Annotated in this window: 17 protein-coding genes; 6 read left to right on the forward strand and 11 right to left on the reverse strand. The window is 70.2% G+C overall.

All coding sequences use genetic code 11. The features are described 5' to 3' along the window. Window positions 1-153: 153 nt before the first annotated feature. On the forward strand, window positions 154-465 hold the full coding sequence (locus tag ABE438_RS17030) for a hypothetical protein (RefSeq protein WP_346503855.1): 312 nt from the start codon (window positions 154-156) through the stop codon (window positions 463-465). Here the strand turns inward: ABE438_RS17030 and ABE438_RS17035 are convergent. After that, window positions 437-1,612, reverse strand: coding sequence for a 2'-deoxycytidine 5'-triphosphate deaminase (locus tag ABE438_RS17035; protein ID WP_346503856.1), 1,176 nt, complete (start codon window positions 1,610-1,612; stop codon window positions 437-439). The genes ABE438_RS17030 and ABE438_RS17035 overlap by 29 nt on opposite strands. Window positions 1,613-1,867: 255 nt before the next feature. Between ABE438_RS17035 and apaG the strand changes: the two genes are divergently transcribed. Beyond that, window positions 1,868-2,260 (forward strand): Co2+/Mg2+ efflux protein ApaG, encoded by a 393-nt coding sequence (gene apaG / locus ABE438_RS17040; protein WP_346503857.1) that lies wholly within the window; start codon window positions 1,868-1,870, stop codon window positions 2,258-2,260. Between the two features lie 44 nt (window positions 2,261-2,304). Further along, window positions 2,305-3,435 carry an acetylornithine deacetylase gene (gene argE / locus ABE438_RS17045; protein WP_346503889.1) on the forward strand — a complete coding sequence of 377 codons (1,131 nt, stop codon included), beginning with the start codon at window positions 2,305-2,307 and terminating at the stop codon, window positions 3,433-3,435. A gap of 30 nt (window positions 3,436-3,465) precedes the next feature. On the opposite strand, the gene ABE438_RS17050 is transcribed toward argE, so the two are convergent. From ABE438_RS17050 to ABE438_RS17060, 3 genes are read right to left on the reverse strand one after another with little or no spacing between them, the layout of a single operon-like run. Further along, window positions 3,466-4,476, reverse strand: coding sequence for an Hsp33 family molecular chaperone (locus ABE438_RS17050; protein WP_346503858.1), 1,011 nt, complete (start codon window positions 4,474-4,476; stop codon window positions 3,466-3,468). Then, window positions 4,476-5,405, reverse strand: a complete 930-nt coding sequence (gene argF, locus ABE438_RS17055) for an ornithine carbamoyltransferase (RefSeq protein WP_346503859.1) — start codon at window positions 5,403-5,405, stop codon at window positions 4,476-4,478. Before argF ends, ABE438_RS17050 begins: the two co-directional genes overlap by 1 nt. Window positions 5,406-5,407: 2 nt before the next feature. Then, window positions 5,408-6,622: an aspartate aminotransferase family protein gene (locus tag ABE438_RS17060; RefSeq protein ID WP_346503860.1), complete on the reverse strand. Its 1,215-nt coding sequence runs from the start codon at window positions 6,620-6,622 to the stop codon at window positions 5,408-5,410. 545 nt (window positions 6,623-7,167) lie between these two features. Between ABE438_RS17060 and ABE438_RS17065 the strand changes: the two genes are divergently transcribed. Both ABE438_RS17065 and ABE438_RS17070 read left to right on the forward strand, forming a co-directional pair. Beyond that, window positions 7,168-7,716 carry a GcrA family cell cycle regulator gene (locus ABE438_RS17065; RefSeq protein WP_346503861.1) on the forward strand — a complete coding sequence of 183 codons (549 nt, stop codon included), beginning with the start codon at window positions 7,168-7,170 and terminating at the stop codon, window positions 7,714-7,716. A gap of 167 nt (window positions 7,717-7,883) precedes the next feature. Beyond that, the gene (locus ABE438_RS17070; protein ID WP_346503862.1) at window positions 7,884-8,204 is read left to right on the forward strand and encodes a YnfA family protein; all 321 of its coding nucleotides are present in this window, start codon (window positions 7,884-7,886) and stop codon (window positions 8,202-8,204) included. Between the two features lie 245 nt (window positions 8,205-8,449). Here ABE438_RS17070 and phoB read toward each other — a convergent pair whose 3' ends face one another. From phoB to ABE438_RS17105, 7 genes are all read right to left on the reverse strand, one after another. Further along, a complete protein-coding gene (gene phoB / locus ABE438_RS17075; RefSeq protein WP_346503863.1) occupies window positions 8,450-9,151 on the reverse strand; it encodes a phosphate regulon transcriptional regulator PhoB in 702 nt (233 codons plus the stop codon). A gap of 11 nt (window positions 9,152-9,162) precedes the next feature. Further along, window positions 9,163-9,897 (reverse strand): phosphate signaling complex protein PhoU, encoded by a 735-nt coding sequence (gene phoU / locus ABE438_RS17080; protein ID WP_346503864.1) that lies wholly within the window; start codon window positions 9,895-9,897, stop codon window positions 9,163-9,165. Between the two features lie 50 nt (window positions 9,898-9,947). Next, window positions 9,948-10,748, reverse strand: coding sequence for a phosphate ABC transporter ATP-binding protein PstB (pstB, locus tag ABE438_RS17085; protein WP_346503865.1), 801 nt, complete (start codon window positions 10,746-10,748; stop codon window positions 9,948-9,950). A 32-nt stretch (window positions 10,749-10,780) separates the two neighbouring features. Beyond that, on the reverse strand, window positions 10,781-11,668 hold the full coding sequence (pstA, locus tag ABE438_RS17090) for a phosphate ABC transporter permease PstA (protein WP_346503866.1): 888 nt from the start codon (window positions 11,666-11,668) through the stop codon (window positions 10,781-10,783). 16 nt (window positions 11,669-11,684) lie between these two features. Next, the gene (gene pstC / locus ABE438_RS17095) at window positions 11,685-12,656 is read right to left on the reverse strand and encodes a phosphate ABC transporter permease subunit PstC (RefSeq protein WP_346503867.1); all 972 of its coding nucleotides are present in this window, start codon (window positions 12,654-12,656) and stop codon (window positions 11,685-11,687) included. A 170-nt stretch (window positions 12,657-12,826) separates the two neighbouring features. Further along, window positions 12,827-13,852, reverse strand: coding sequence for a phosphate ABC transporter substrate-binding protein PstS (gene pstS / locus ABE438_RS17100; RefSeq protein ID WP_346503868.1), 1,026 nt, complete (start codon window positions 13,850-13,852; stop codon window positions 12,827-12,829). Between the two features lie 96 nt (window positions 13,853-13,948). Next, a complete protein-coding gene (locus tag ABE438_RS17105) occupies window positions 13,949-15,001 on the reverse strand; it encodes an ATP-binding protein (RefSeq protein ID WP_346503869.1) in 1,053 nt (350 codons plus the stop codon). Window positions 15,002-15,120: 119 nt separating this feature from the next. Here ABE438_RS17105 and ppk2 point away from each other — a divergent pair, with 119 nt between their 5' ends. Beyond that, a complete protein-coding gene (gene ppk2, locus ABE438_RS17110; RefSeq protein WP_346503870.1) occupies window positions 15,121-16,104 on the forward strand; it encodes a polyphosphate kinase 2 in 984 nt (327 codons plus the stop codon).

A 16,104-nucleotide genomic window follows, 5' to 3' on the forward strand; every position in this document is an offset into this window, starting at 1 on the left:
CCGCAGTCTCGGGCGTCACCGGTCAGGAACTGGTTAACGCCGCCCGTCGCCCGCGACGATTGGTCTCCCGTGCTGCTTGCGCCGGATCAAATCCCTGCCGCAAGGGCGCCTTACGTTGAGGCAGACACAGCACGAGACAGGAGGAGACGCGCCATGAAGACCGTCACGCCGCAGGAGACGCAGGCCTTCGCCCTGCCGGTGCCGATGCTGCTGGGCGCCGCGCTCTGGCGCAGCCTGATCGCCGCCCAGGCGCGGATGCTGAGCGTGCAGGCGCAGAGCCTGCAGGGGCTGGTCGAGACCGGCGACGCCGTCGACATCATGGTGGCGCAGGTCGAGAGCGCCCAGGCCTCGCTGGCGGCCGCGATCGAGGCGCTGCGGGAGGAGGATGTCGCCGCGCCGGCCGAGAGCCCGGCCGATGCGCCCGCAGAGACGCCCGTCAGCCGCGGAAGTGCTTCGAGAGCTTGAGCGCCTGGCCCTGGTAGCTGGAGGTGCCGATCGCGCCATAGAGCGCGTCCGGCTCCGCCGCCATGCGCTCGAAGGCGAGGCGGCCGACGATCTGCCCGTCCTCGAGCAGGAAGGGCACCTCGTGGCTGCGCACCTCGAGCACGCCGCGGCTGCCCGGCAGCCCGTCCGGCCCCGCGCCGAAGCCGGGATCGAAGAAGCCGGCGTAATGCACCCTGAACTCGCCCATGCTCGGGTCGATCGGCGCCATCTCGGCGGCGAAGCCCGGCGGGATGTGCAGCCGCTCGCGCGAGGCGAGGATGTAGAACTGGTGCGGGTCGAGGATCAGGCGCTGGCGCCGTGCCCGCACCGGAATCCAGAAATCGTCGATGGCGTAGCCCGCGACACGGTCGACATCGACCACATCGGTGAAGCGCTGCGCCTGGTAGCCGATGATCTCGCCCTCGTCGGCGCCGAGATGGATGCTGAACATCAGCCCGTTGCGGATCTGGGCCGCGCCGTCGACCAGCGGCGTCGCGGCATGGACGTCGCGCAGCTCGCGGTCGGACAGGCGCACGCCCTCGGCCTCCGCCTCGTCGCCGGCCGCGCTGCGGCGGAAGCGCAGCTGGTTGAGCCGGCTGCCGGTGCGCACCTTGATCGAGAAGCTCGACGGCGAGATCTCGGCATAGAGCTTGCCGCTATAGCCGCCGGCGACGCTGTCGAAGGCGGCGCTGTGGTCGGCGATCAGCCGGGTGAAGACGTCGAGCCGTCCGGTCGAGCTCTTGGGATTGGCGAAGGCCGAGATCGTCGCGGGCAGGCCGTGCAGCGTCTCCATCAGCTCGACGACGTAGACGCAGTTCTTCTCGAGGATCGCACCCTCGTCGAGGGCGATCTCGTCCTGCGTCAGGTCGGTCAGCATCTGCGCGACGCTCTTGCCTGCACCCGGCAGGAAGGAGGCGCGCACGCGATGCGCCTTGCGGCCGAGGCGCAGGTCGAGACTGGCGGGCTGGAACTGGCTCTCGGCGAAGCTGCCGCCCTCGGCGCGGACCATGCCGCAGGCGACCAGCCGGCGGATGTCCTGGCGGGGCAGCACGCCGGCCGGCCCGGCAGGAAGGGCGGAGAGAGCGCCTCGGGCCTCGTCGGGGGCCGTCATCTCGGAGGATGTCGCCATGATGCGTTCGCTCGGCCGCCTGTCGGCGCGGCAGCTCGCCGTCCCGGCGGGCGGCCGCGAGAATGATCGTCCTTCCTGCCGCGCCCGGGCGGCTTAGGCCAGCCTCGCGCGGGCAGGCGCGGGCAGTTGTCCACGCAAACATGCCGCCCGCGCCGGGCGCGGCCGGCATTGACCCCGCGGCCCGGCGGGCCATAACAAGGAGCCTTCATTCCCGGTGCGCGCCTGACGGCGCCGCGACGGGCAGGAGCCGCCATCATGTACCAGGCCGAAACGCACGGCGTGCGCGTCACCGCCGCGCCGCGCTTCATGGAAAGCGAGTCGATGCCGGAGCAGGGCCGCTATTTCTGGGCCTACTCCATCGAGATCGAGAACCGCTCCGCCCGCACGCTGCGGCTGATGACCCGCCACTGGCAGATCACCGACGGAAGCGGCCAGGTCCACGAGGTGCGCGGCGAGGGCGTGGTCGGCCAGCAGCCGGTGCTGCGCCCGGGCGAGAGCTTCAGCTACACCTCCGGCTGCCCGCTGATGACGCCGGACGGCAGCATGCGCGGCTCCTATGCCATGGTCGACGAGGCCGGCGAGATCGTCGATGTCGACGTGCCGCTCTTCCCGCTCGATTCCCCTTATGTGAAGAAGGTCCTCCATTGAACGCTTCCGCGCTTCCGGCCGGGCGCCGCTACACCCCGCTCGAGATGCTGGCCCGGCTCGTCGCCTTCGACACGGTGAGCCACAAGTCGAACCTGCCGCTGATCGCGTTCGTCGAGGCGTATCTCGCCGGCTGGGGCGTGCCGAGCCTGCGCTTCCCCAATGCCGAGGGCGACAAGGCGGCGCTGTTCGCGACCATCGGCCCGCAGGACAAGGGCGGTATCGTGCTCTCCGGCCATACCGACGTGGTGCCGGTCGAGGGCCAGCCCTGGTCGCGCGATCCCTTCACGCTGCATGTCGCCGAGGGGCGGGCCCATGGCCGCGGCGCGGTCGACATGAAGGCCTTCGTCGCGCTCGGCCTGGCGCTGGTGCCGGACTTCCTGGCCGCCGGGCTCACGACGCCGATCCATCTCTTCCTCTCCTATGACGAGGAGGTCTCCTGCCTCGGCGTGGTCGATGGCATCGCCGCCATGGGCGTGACCCTGCCGCGCCCGCGCGCCGTCATCGTCGGCGAGCCGACCTCGCTGGAAATCGCCGACGCCCATAAGGGCATCCGTACCTTCACCACCACGATCACCGGCTTCGCGGCGCATTCCTCCAAGCCGCAGCTCGGCGCCAGCGCCGTGCATGCCGGGGCGCGGCTGGCGGCGGCGCTGGTCGAGATGGCCGATGCCTGCGAGACGCGCCGCGACGCCAGCGGCCGCTTCGACCCGCCCTACGACACGCTGCATATCGGCAAGTTCAACGGCGGCATCGCCCGCAATATCCTGGCCGACCACTGCGAGATCGCCTGGGAGATCCGGCTGCTGCCGAATTCCGATCCGGCCGAGGTCGAGGCGCGCTTCGCCGCCCTCTCGGCGCAGGTTCTGGCCGGCATGCGCCGCACCGCGCCGTCCGCGCGGATCGAAACGGTGGTGAACTCGGACGTTCCCGGCCTGGCGCCCGCTCCGGGCTCGGAGGCGGAACGCCTGGCGATGCGCCTGGCCGGGCGCAACGGCACGATCGCCGTGGCCTATGCCACCGAGGCCGGGCATTTCCAGCAGGCGGGCCTGCCGACCGTGGTCTGCGGGCCGGGCTCGATCGACCAGGCGCACCAGCCGGACGAGTACATCACGCTGGAGCAGCTGGCGGCCGGCGAGGCCTTCATGCGCCGGCTGATGGAGAGCTGCCGGGCCTGAGCGCCCGGCCGGGGCGGCGGCCGCGCCGCCTCAATCCTGTGCCGAGAGCTCGGCCTCGACCTCGGCGGCGCTGAAATCATAGCGCCGCGAGCAGAACTCGCAGGTGACGCCGAGCGTGCCGTCATCGGCGACCATGGCCTGCCGGTCGTCCTGCGAGAAGCCCTTGAGCATGCCCATCACCCGCTCGCGCGAGCAGCGGCAGGCGTCGCGCACCGCCAGCGGCTCGAAGACATGGGCGCCGCGCTCGTGGAAGAGCCGGTAGAGCAGGCGTTCGCTGTCGAGGGTCGGGTCGAGCAGCTCGTGATGCTCGATCGTGCCGAGCAGCGAGCGCGTCTCGGCCCAGGCGTCGTCGCTGATGCCGTCATTGTCGTCGGCGGCGGCGGCAAGGATGGCGTGTCCTTCGGGCGCATCGCCGGGGGAGAGGTCGGCGGCACGCAGCCGGTCCGGCGAGGTCGGCATGAACTGCGCGATCAGCCCGCCGGCGCGCCAGGCCAGCCCGCCGCCGGACAGCACGCTGCCGACGCCGAGGCGGATGCGCGTCGGGATCTGCTCCGACTGGCGGAAATACTGGTGCCCGGCCTCCTCCAGGCTCTGGCCCTCCAGCGCGACGATGCCCTGATAGCGCGTCGTCTCGGAGCCCTGGTCGACCGTCATCGCCAGATGGCCGCTGCCGAGCAGCTCGCCGGTCGAGAGCGTGCCGGCCTCCATCGCCTGCGCCAGGCGCTCGGCGTCGTAGCGCGCCATGGCGCGGTAGCTGTCGGGCGCGTTGAAGTCGACGACCAGCATCGGGATGGCGCCGTCGCTCTTGGTCTGGAGCTGGAAGCGGCCCTCGCCCTTCAGCGTCGAGCCGAGCATCACGGTCAGCGCCGCCGCCTCGGCGAGCACGCGCGCCACCGGCTCCGGGTAGTGATGCCGGCCGAGGATGTCGTCGAGCGAGGCGCCGAGGCGCACCACCCGCCCGCGGATGTCGAGCGCCGGCACCGTATAGGGCAGGACCCTGTCGTCGGGTGCCCGCGTGGTCGCGGCCGAGATGTCGTCCATTAGGCCGGCACCGCGCCGAAGCACCAGGCCAGGATGCCCTTCTGGGCATGCAGCCGGTTCTCGGCCTCGTCGAACACCGCCGATTGCGGCCCGTCCATCACGGCGTCGGTGACCTCCTCGCCGCGCGTCGCCGGCAGGCAGTGCATGAAGATCGCGTCGCGGCCGGCGCGGGCCATCAGGCGCTCGTCGACCTGGTAGGGCCGCAGCAGGTTGTGGCGCGCCCCTTCCTCGTCGCCCATCGAGACCCAGCAATCGGTGATGACGCAATCGGCGCCCTCGACCGCTTCCTCGGCCCGCTCGGTCAGCTGCACGCGCGCGCCCTGCGCGCGGGCCCAGGCGACCAGCGCGTCCGGCGGGGCGAGCTCCTTCGGGGTCGCCACCGCCAGGTCGAAGTCGAGCCGGCCGGCGGCGTGGATCCAGGAGGTCAGCACATTGTTGCTGTCGCCGGTCCAGGCGACGCGCTTGCCGGCGATCGGGCCGACGCGCTCCTCGAGCGTCATCACGTCGGCCATGACCTGGCAGGGATGCTGGCGCTTGGTCAGCCCGTTGATCACCGGCACGGTGGCGTGGCGGGCCATCTCGACCACGGCGTCGTGGTCGAGCATGCGGATCATGATGGCGTCGACATAGCGCGACAGCACCTTGGCGGTGTCGGCGATGGTCTCGCGCTCGCCCAGCTCGATCTCGCGGCCGGTCACCATCATCGGCGAGCCGCCGAGCTCGCGGATGCCGACGTCGAAGGAGACGCGGGTCCGCAGCGAGGGCTGCTCGAAGATCATGGCGACGACCTTGCCGGCCAGCACGCGGTCGCTCGCGGCCGCCTCGGTGCGGCGGCGGGACTTGATCTCGCCGCCGGCGCGCAGGATGGCGCGCAGCTGGTCGCCCGAGAAGTCGGACAGGTCGAGGAAATGGCGCATCCGGGGTTCCATCTTCATTCCGCCGCCGACCGGGCGAGGCCGGCCTCCACGGCCTTGGCGGCGGCGTCGAGCCGGGAGACGGCCTCGGCCACCTCCGCCTCGCCGATTACCAGCGGCGGCAGCAGGCGCACGACATTGTCGCCGGCGCCGACCACCAGCAGCCCCGCCTCGCGGGCCTGGGCGACGAATTCGGTGTTGGGCGTCTTGAGCTTGAGGCCGAGCATCAGCCCCTCGCCGCGGATCTCCTCGATCACCTGCGGGTGCTCGTCCTTGAGCCGGGCGAGCGACTGCCGCAGCCGCAGCGCCGTCTGCGCCACGCCGTCGAGGAAGCCCGGCGCCAGGATGACGTCGAGCACGGCGTTGCCGACCGCCATGGCGAGCGGGTTGCCGCCGAAGGTGGTGCCGTGGGTGCCGAGCGTCATGCCGGCGGCCGCCTCGGCGGTGGCGAGGCAGGCGCCCATCGGGAAGCCGCCGCCGATGCCCTTGGCGATCGCCATGATGTCGGGCGTCACGCCGGCGATCTCATGGGCGAAGAACTTGCCGGTGCGGCCGACGCCGGTCTGGATCTCGTCGAAGATCAGCATCAGGCCATGCTCGTCGCAGAGCGCGCGCAGATGCTTGAGGAAGCGGGCCGGCACCGAGCGCAGCCCGCCCTCGCCCTGGATCGGCTCGATCATCAGCGCGGCGGTCTCCGGGCCGATCGCGGCGGCGAGCGCCGCCTCGTCGTCGAAGGGCACCTGGTCGAAGCCGTCGACCTTCGGGCCGAAGCCGTCGATGTATTTCTGCTGGCCGCCGGCGGCGATGGTCGCCAGCGTGCGCCCATGGAAGGCGCCCTCGAAGGTGATGATGCGGTAGCGCTCGGGATGGCCCTTCGCGGCGTGGTACTTGCGCGCCATCTTGATGGCGCACTCGTTCGCCTCGGCGCCCGAATTGGTGAAGAAGACGCGATCGGCGAAGGTCGCCTCGCACAGCCGCCGCGCCAGCTTCTCGCCGTCGGGCATCGTGTAGAGGTTGGAGGTGTGCCAGATGCGCTGGGCCTGCTCGGTCAGCGCCGCGACCAGATGCGGATGGGCATGGCCGAGCGCGTTGACGGCGATGCCGGCGCCAAAATCGAGAAAGCGCCGGCCGTCGGGCGTGATCGCCCAGGCGCCCTCGCCGCGCTCGAAGGCGATCGGCGCGCGGGCATAGGTCGGCAACAGCACGGAAGCGGTGTCGGAAGCGGTGCTCATGGAGCGAAGTCCTTGCGGCGGAACGAGACTGGGGGTGCGGAACGCTGGGCCGGGAACGGCGGTGCGGGCGAGCGGCGGCAGTGCACCGGCATCATGCGACCCGCTGACGACGCCTAGCGTCGCCGGCCGTTCCCGCTGTCTCGTCGCGCCGTGAACCGCATCGATGAAAAGTCCGGATCGCTCAAAAACATAAGCGCCGCCCGATGGGGCGGCCGCTCTCTGCCCGGACTATGCAAAAGCGCCTCCGCGCTGTCAATCGGCCGCCGTAGCGGCAGCGTTGCCGATCGGACTCACCGCGGCGCAATCGGGAGGCTTTCGCTGGGGAAAAGACGATTTGCGATTCGCCGACTCTTGTCGCCGAGTCAGGGCATCTTGTATGGTCCGTCTCGTCGGATACGACATCTCGTGCGGCGTCTCCAGTATCGTCAGGTCCGGGCGTCACGGTTTCCGCTTACACAGCGGACGCTGCCGGTATCGGATTCCGCCAAGATCTTTCCCGATGTCGCGCGGACTTTGGCGCGGCATGACGAAGACAGGTGAAAACGATGTCAGAAGCCGGAGCCTGGACCGAAGAGCGCGTCGAGCTGCTCAAGAAGCTCTGGAACGACGGGCTGAGCGCCAGCCAGATCGCCGGCGAGCTCGGCAGCGTCACCCGCAACGCCGTCATCGGCAAGGTGCATCGCCTCGGCCTGTCGGGACGCGCCAAGTCCCCGGGCTCGGCGACGCCGCGTCCGCGCAAGACCGCGACGCGCGCCCCCTCGCATCCGATGACGCCGCCGGCGCCGGGCCCCGGCCTGACCCGCGGCAACACCGCGCTCGCCCCACAGTTCGAGGCCGAACCCGAGGCCGAGCCGCAGGTGGCGGCCACCCCGGCCCCGGCCGAGGAGGTGGTGGTGCCGTTCTCCGAGCGCGTCAGCATCATGGATCTGCGCGAATACATGTGCCGCTGGCCGATGGGCGATCCGACGACGCCGGAGTTCCGCTTCTGCGGCGCCCGCTCGTCGACCGGCCTGCCCTATTGCAGCTACCATGCCCGCATCGCCTACCAGCCGGCGGCCGACCGCCGCCGCGACCGCAAGGCCGTCCGCGCCTGAGGGCGACAAGGCGACCGCGAAACGATCCGAGGAAGCCGGCCCCGTGGCCGGCTTTTTCATGCCCGCCATCGTGCCGGGAGCCAGGTTTCCGGCCGCAAGCCTTGGAACGACAGGTCTTCGAGTAGCAGTGCCTCGGACCAACACGATCCCGGGCGGGAAGGGGCAGGATGGCGACCATCGCGATCTATGCGGGCGCGGCGCTGGCGGAGATCGCCGGCTGCTTCGCCTTCTGGGCCTGGCTGAAGCTCGACCGCTCGGTCTGGTGGCTCGTGCCGGGGCTGCTGGCGCTGGCCGGCTTCGCCTGGCTGCTGGCGCTGGTCGACAGCCCCGCGGCGGGGCGAACCTTCGCCGCCTATGGCGGGGTCTATATCCTCGCCTCGCTCGGCTGGATGGCGCTGGTCGAGAAGGTGGCGCCCGACCGCTTCGACCTGATCGGCGCGGCGCTGTGTCTGGCGGGCGCCAGCGTAATCGTCGCCGCCCCGCGCTGACCCGCTTTCGGCATAACCGACGCCGTCATTGCGGCGTCTGGTGCAGACCAAAAGCCGAACCCGGCACGGGCTGGGTGCGCTCCGGCTCCACGCCGTCATTCCGGGGCTTCGCGCAGCGAAGAGCCCGGAACCCATGACCGCGCGGCTACCGGCTCGGGCGGCAGCGGTCGCGCTGCATCTTCCACCGACACTGGCCATGGGGCCCCGGAGCGACGGTGGATCGCCCGCGTCACGCCCTGCCCGCTTCAGCCTCCGCGGGCGAAGGTCTCGTCGAAGGCGTAGCCGGCGCCGCGCACCGTGCGCAGCGGGTCCTTGGCGTTGCCGGGCGTGATCGCCTTGCGCAGGCGCCCGACATGCACGTCGACGGTGCGCTCGTCGATATAGACGTCGCGGCCCCAGACGGCGTCGAGCAGCTGCGCCCGGGAATAGACCCGGCCCGGCGCCTGCATCAGGAATTCGAGCAGACGGAACTCGGTCGGGCCGAGATGCAGCTCGGTGCCGGCCCGGCGCACACGCCGCGTGGTGCGGTCGAGCTCGAGGTCGCCGGCGGTGAGCAGCCCGGCGACATGGCCGGGCTTGGCCCGGCGCAGCAGCGCCTGCACCCGCGCGATCAGCTCCGGCAGCGAGAACGGCTTGACCACATAGTCGTCGGCGCCGGTGGCGAGGCCGCGCACGCGCTCGGTCTCCTCGCCGCGGGCGGTCAGCATGATGATCGGCACGCGCTCGGTGTCGCGCCGGGCCCTGAGACGCCGGCAGAGCTCGATGCCGGAGAGGCCGGGCAGCATCCAGTCGAGCAGCACGAGATCGGGCGTGCTGTCGCGCAGATGCAGCTCGGCGTCGTCGCCGCGCGCCACGCTGTCGACCTCGAAGCCCTCGGCCTCGAGATTGTAGCGCAGGAGCAGGGTCAGCGGCTCCTCGTCCTCGACGATCAGGATGCGCGCGGCCATGTCGGGCCCTTTCAGGCGTCGCCGGAAGCGGCGGAAGCCGGCAGCTCGACGGGGATGTCGGTGGTGTCGAGCTTCGGCCGGGTCTCGTCGATCGACTGGCCGGTGACGAGGTAGTGGATGGTCTCGGCGATGTTGGTGGTGTGGTCGCCGATGCGCTCGACGTTCTTGGCGCAGAACAGCAGATGCGTGCAGAAGGTGATGTTGCGCGGATCCTCCATCATATAGGTCAGGAGCTCGCGGAACAGCGAGGTGTAGAGCGCGTCGATCTCGTCGTCGCGGCGCCAGACCTCCATCGCCTTGCGGTCGTTGCCGGCGGCATAGGCGTCGAGCACGTCCTTGAGCTGGGCCTGGACCAGGCGGCTCATATGCTCCAGCCCGACCACGGCCCGCGTCGGCGGCGAGAACTGGCCGGAGATCGCGACGGCGCGCTTGGCGATGTTCTTGGCGAGATCGCCGACGCGCTCGATATCGGCGGCGATGCGGATCGCCGAGATCAGCTCGCGCAGGTCGTTGGCGAGGGGCTGGCGCCGGGCGATGGTCAGCACCGCCTTCTCCTCGACGTCGCGCTGGAGATTGTCCAGGCGCTGGTCCGCGCTGATGATCTTCTGGGCGAGCGCGGTGTCGCGGCGCACCAGAGCGACGGTGGAGTCGCCGAGCATGCGCTCGGACATGCCGCCCATCTCGGCGAGGCTGCGACGCAGCGCCTCGAGATCGGCGTCGTAGGAGCGGACGATGTGTTCGGACATGGGGCGCGTATCCTGTCGTGGCGGCGCGAGCGTCGAAGGCGGTGTCGATCTCAGCCGAAGCGGCCGGTGACGTAGTCCTGCGTCTGCTTCTTGCTCGGGTTCATGAAGATGGTGTTGGTCGCGTCGAACTCGATCACCTCGCCGAGATACATGAAGGCGGTGTACTGCGAGATGCGCGCCGCCTGCTGCATGTTGTGGGTGACGATCACGATGGTGAAATCGCTCTTCAGCTGCTCGAGCAGGTCCTCGATCTTGCCGGTCGAGATCGGGTCGAGCGCCGAGGTCGGCTCGTCGAACAGGATGACCTCGGGCCTCTGGGCGATGGTGCGGGCGATGCACAGGCGCTGCTGCTGGCCGCCGGAGAGGCCCATGCCGGAGGCCTTGAGCTTGTCCTTGACCTCGTCCCACAGCGCGGCCCGGCGCAGCGCGCCCTCGACGCGGTCGTCCAGCTCCGATTTCGGCGGCTTCTCGTAGAGGCGGATGCCGAAGGCGACGTTGTCGTAGATCGACATCGGGAAGGGCGTCGGCTTCTGGAAGACCATGCCGACGCGCGAGCGCAGTTCGTTCACGTCGACATCGCCGCTGATGACGTTGCGGCCGTCGAGCATGATCTCGCCGGTGGCGCGCTGCTCGGGATAGAGCGAGTAGATGCGGTTGAAGATGCGCAGCAGCGTGGACTTGCCGCAGCCCGACGGGCCGATCAGCGCCGTGACGTGGCGGTCGCGGAAGTCCAGGTTGATGTTCTTCAGCGCCTTGTGCTCGCCGTAGTAGAAATCGAGGTTGCGGACCGCGATGCGCACGGGCGCGGCGGCGTCCAGGACCTGCGGGCTGGTTTCAATGGTCGAGAGCATCGACTTATCCTTTCGGACGGGCGTGGCGAGCGTCATTTCGCGCCTCGCACGAGACGGCGGGCGGCGAGCGACAGGAACAGGATGGAGAAGGTGATGATCAGCGAGCCGGCCCAGGCGAGCTGCTGCCAGTTCTCGTAAGGCGCCGAGGCGAACTGATAGATCGTCACCGGCAGGTTGGAGACGCCGCCGATCAGGCTCGGCGAGAACCAGAAATTGTTGTTGAGCGCGGTGAAGATCAGCGGCGCGGTCTCGCCGGCGACGCGGGCGAGCGCCAGCAGGATGCCGGTGACCATGCCGGCCTTGGCCGCCTGCCAGGTGATCGCGGTGATCACCACCGAAGGCGGGGCGCCGAGCGCCGCGCCGGCCTCGCGCAGGCCGCCCGGCACCAGCCGCAGCATGTCCTCGGTGGTGCGCACGATCACCGGGATCGCGATGATGCCGAGCGCGATGCCGCCGGCCCAGCCGGAATAGCTGCCCATCGGCTCGACCATCACGACATAGACGAACAGGCCGATCAGGATCGACGGCGCCGAGAGCAGGATGTCGTTGATGAAGCGGATCAGCTCGGCGAGCTTCGAGCCCTTGCCGTATTCGGCGAGATAGGTGCCGGCGAGCACGCCGATCGGGGTAGCGATGGCGATGCCGATCAGCGTCAGCACCAGCGAGCCGACGATCGCGTTGGCGAGGCCGCCGCCTGCCGTGCCGGGGCCGGGCGTGACCTTGGTGAAGGTGTCGAGCGAGAGCCCGGCGACGCCCTTCACGATCAGCATGCCGAGGATCCAGAACAGCACCGAGATCGCCATCAGGGTGAAGCCGGTGGCGACGAGCTTCATCAGGCGGTCGGCGCGGCGGCGCGCCGGGCGCACGCGGCCCCAGGGCGCCAGCGCCTGGCTCTGCGGGGCGGGAGTGGCTTGCGACATCGGACGGCGCTCCGGCTCAGTAGCTCTTGACGCGCGAGACGAGGATGCGCGCGGCGACGAGGACGAGGAAGGTCACGAAGAACAGGATGCAGCCGAGCGCGATCAGCGCATTGAGCTGCAGGCCAAGCGCCTCGTTGAACTCGTTGGCGATGCGCGAGGCGATGGTCGAGCCCGGATCCATGATCGAGGCCGAGAGCCGGTTGGCGTTGCCGACCACGAAGGTCACCGCCATGGTCTCGCCGAGCGCGCGGCCGAGGCCGAGCATCACCGCGCCGATGATCGAGACGCCGGCCTGCGGCAGCAGCACATGGCGCACCACCTCCCAGGTCGTCGCCCCGATGCCATAGGCGCTCTCGCGCAGCACCGAGGGGATCTGGTCGAGCATGTCGCGGGTGATCGAGGCGATGAAGGGGATGATCATGAACGCCAGGATCAGCCCGGCGGTCAGGATGCCCAGCCCGGAGGGCGAGCGCGAATACAGGATGGTGCCGACGATCGGCATGCCCTCGACGATGTTGGAGAGCGGCACCTGCACATAGGCGGCGAAGAGCGGCACGAAGACGAACAGGCCCCACATGCCGTAGATGATCGAGGGCACGGCGGCGAGCAGCTCGACGGCGGTCGAGACCGGGCGCTTGAACCAGGCCGGGGCGAGCTGGGTCAGGAACACCGCGATGCCGAGCGAGAGCGGCACGCCGACGACCAGAGCGATGAGCGCGGTGACCAACGTGCCCGCGATCGCCGGCCAGGCGCCGTACTGGTCGTTCATCGTGTCCCAGGACGAGGAGGTCAGGAAGCCCGGGCCGAATTCGCGGAAGGCCGGCCAGCCGCCGATCACCATCGAGGCCATGATGCCGGCGAGCAGCGCCAGCACCAGCAGCGCCGAGACCAGGCTGGCGTTGCGGAAGACGACGTCGAAGGTCGCCTTGGGGGTCTTCCTGATGCGGCGCGCCGGGGGCACGCTCGCCAGGTCGGTTGCTGCGGTCATCCGCGTGGGCTCCGGTTGTCGTCGGTGCGGGGCCGCCGGGGCGTTCCCGTGGCCCGCATTCCGGAGCAGCCCGCCCGCGCCGTGCGCGACAGGCTGCTCGGGAATGGGGGCGGCCGTCCTGTTGTGCGGCGGGGCAGGCCGTCCGGCCCGCCCCGCGCAGCGTCATTATCTCAGAGGACGGGCTTGCCGTCCTTGTCGGTGACGCCCTTCCAGGCGTCGCGGACCAGCGCCTTCACATTGGCCGGCAGCGCGACATAGTCGAGCTCGGAGGCCATCTTGTCGCCATTCTGGAAGGCCCAGTCGACGAACTTCAGCGCGGCGGCGGTCTCTTCCGGCTTGTCCGGCTTGGCGTAGACCAGCAGGAAGGTCGCGGCGGTGATCGGCCAGGCCTGCGCACCCTTCTGGTTGGTCAGCGAGATGCCGAAGCCCGGGGCGGCCTTCCAGTCGGCATTGGCGGCGGCGGCCTGGAACGAGGCCTCGTCCGGCTGCGGGAAGTTGCCCTCGGCGTTCTGGATCAGGGCGTGCGACAGGCCGTTCTGCTTGGCATAGGCGTATTCGACATAGCCGATCGAGTTGGCGACCTGCTTGACCGAGGCGGCGACGCCCTCATTGCCCTTGCCGCCGATGCCGACCGGCCACTGCACCGAGGTGTTGTTGCCGAGCTTGCCCTTGAACTCCTCGGAGACGGCCGAGAGGTAGTTGGTGAACACGAAGGTCGTGCCCGACCCGTCCGAGCGGTAGACCGGCGAGATGTTGGCGTCGGGAAGGGCGAGACCCTCGTTGATCTTGGCGATCTTCGGGTCGTTCCACTTCTTGATGGTGCCGAGATAGATCTCGGCCAGGATCGGGCCGGTGAGCTTCAGCTTGCCGGGCGCGACGCCGGGGATGTTCACGGCCGGGACGACGCCGCCCATGACGGTCGGGAACTGGACGAAGCCGCCCTTCTCGAGGTCCTCGCCCTTGAGCGGGGCGTCGGTGGCGCCGAAGGCGACGGTCTTGGCGCGGATCTGGCGGATGCCGCCGCCCGAGCCGATCGACTGGTAGTTGAGACCGATATTGGTCTCCTTCTTATAGGCTTCGGCCCATTTGGCGTAGATGGGGAAGGGGAAGGTCGCGCCGGCGCCGGTGATGTCGGCGGCCTGGGACGCACCGGCCAGGCCGATCACGGCGGCGGCGGCGATGAGAAGTCTGCGCATGGGGTGTCCTCTTTCGGAACGCGAGAGCGGCGGCCCTGCTCAAACACGGCCTGTATGACATCCGCATGACAGCACGTCATGAAGCGGCGGCGCGGCTCAGCCCGGCGTCTGCGGCAGGGCCGGCAGCACGGCCCGGAAGGTGGCGCCCTGCCCGACCACGCTCTCGATGGTGAGCCGGCCGCGATGGCGCAGCACGATGTGCTTGACGATGGCGAGGCCGAGCCCGGTGCCGCCGGTCTCGCGACTCTGGGCGGTGTCGATGCGGTAGAAGCGCTCGGTCAGCCGCGGCAGGTGCTCCGGCGCGATGCCCTGCCCGTCGTCGCGCACCGCGACGCTGGCCTCGCCGCCGGCGCTGGCGAGCGTGACCTCGACCCGGCCGCCGCGCCGGCCGTATTTGATCGCGTTCTCGATCAGGTTCTCCATCAGCCGCAGCAGCTCGTCGCGATCGCCCGCCACCCGCAGCGGCTGGGCCGGCAGGTCGAGCGCGATGGTGACCTCGCGCCCGCGCGCCAGCAGCATCAGCGAGTCGACGATCTCGCGGGCGATGGCGGCGAGGTCGACCGGCGTCTGCGGCGTGACATGGGCACGCAGCTCGATCCGCGACAGCGAGAGCAGGTCGTCGACCAGCCGCGCCATGCGCAGCCCCTGCTCGCGCATGATGCCGAGGAAGCGCCCACGCGCCGCCTCGTCGTTGCGGGCCGGGCCCTGCAGCGTCTCGATGAAGCCGAGCACCGAGGCGAGCGGCGTGCGCAGTTCGTGGCTGGCATTGGCGACGAAGTCGACGCGCATGCGCTCGGTCATGCGCTGCTCGCTGAGGTCTTCGAAGGTCAGCATCGCGGCATGGCGGCGCCCATCGCCCTCCAGCGCCACGATGTGGATGCGGAAGGTGCGCTCCACCGGCACGCGCTCGACCAGCTCGACGACATGCCGCCCGCCGCGCTGCGCCACGTCGTCGATCGCGTCGATCAGGTCGGGATCGCGCATGACCAGCGCCAGCTGCTTGCCGGTGTCGAGGCCGGAGATCAGCGAGCGCGCCGCCGGGCTCAGCGCCCGGATGGTGCCCTGCGCGTCGATCAGGATGACGGGCGCGCCGATCGCCTCGATCAGCGTGGCGGTGATGGCAGCCCGGGCGTCTGCGGTCTCGGTCATGTGCTGGGGAACCATGGTCAGGCTGGCGCGATGTCATAGGCCGCCGCCGCCCCGGGGCGCAATTCCCTTCGGCGCGGCGGCGTCCTAGGCTTTGCCTGCGCGAACAGGAGCACGGTTTCATGACGAAGAAGGCCAGGGAAGCGGAGCACTCCGGCAAGGCGGATGGCAAGGGGGACAGCAAATCCCACGGCAAGCCCCACGGCAAAGCGGAGAGCAAGGCCGGCGCGAAGCCGGGCGCCAGCCCGGTCGACCATGGCGATGTCGGCTTCGATATCGAGGCGCCCGCACTGCCCAAGGCCGTCGACGAGACCGCCTTCGCCAGCGGCGGCTTCCCCTACAGCCGGAAATACAAGCGCAAGGCCTATGAGCGCGAGCTCGAGCCGCTGCAGATCGAACTGCTGAAGCTGCTGAGCTGGGCCCGCAAGCGGGGCGAGCGCATCGTCGTGCTGTTCGAGGGCCGCGACGGCGCCGGCAAGGGCGGCACGATCAACCGCTTCACCCAGCATCTCAACCCGCGCCAGGCCCGGATCGTCGCGCTCGGCAAGCCGACCGAGGCCGAGGCCGGGCAATGGTATTTCCAGCGCTACGCCGCCGAGCTGCCGGCGGCGGGCGAGATCGTCTTCTTCGACCGCTCCTGGTACAACCGCGCCGGCGTCGAGCCGGTCATGGGCTTCTGCACGCCGGAGGAGACGCGCCGCTTCCTGCAGGAGGTGCCGGCCTTCGAGGGCATGCTGGCCCGCGACGGCATCCGCCTGATCAAGCTGTTCCTGACCATCGGCCGCGAGATGCAGATGAGCCGGCTGCATGCGCGCTGGCACGATCCGCTGAAGCGCTGGAAGCTCTCGCCGATCGACTTCCAGGCCCTGCCGCGCTTCGACGCCTATTCGCAGGCCTTCGAGCGCATGCTGGCGGCGAGTTCGAGCGAATGGGCGCCCTGGACCGTGGTGCGCGCCAACGACAAGCGCCGCGCCAGGCTCAACGCCATCCGCCATGTGCTGACCAGCGTGCCCTATGACGGGCGCGACGAGGAGGCGATCGGCGCGGTCGACCGCAAGATCGTGCTCGGGGCCGAGGAGTATCTGCGCGAGGGCGGCGAGAGCTGA

The sequence above is a fragment of the Allobosea sp. TWI1241 genome (assembly GCF_039673065.1).
Taxonomy (GTDB): domain Bacteria; phylum Pseudomonadota; class Alphaproteobacteria; order Rhizobiales; family Beijerinckiaceae; genus Allobosea.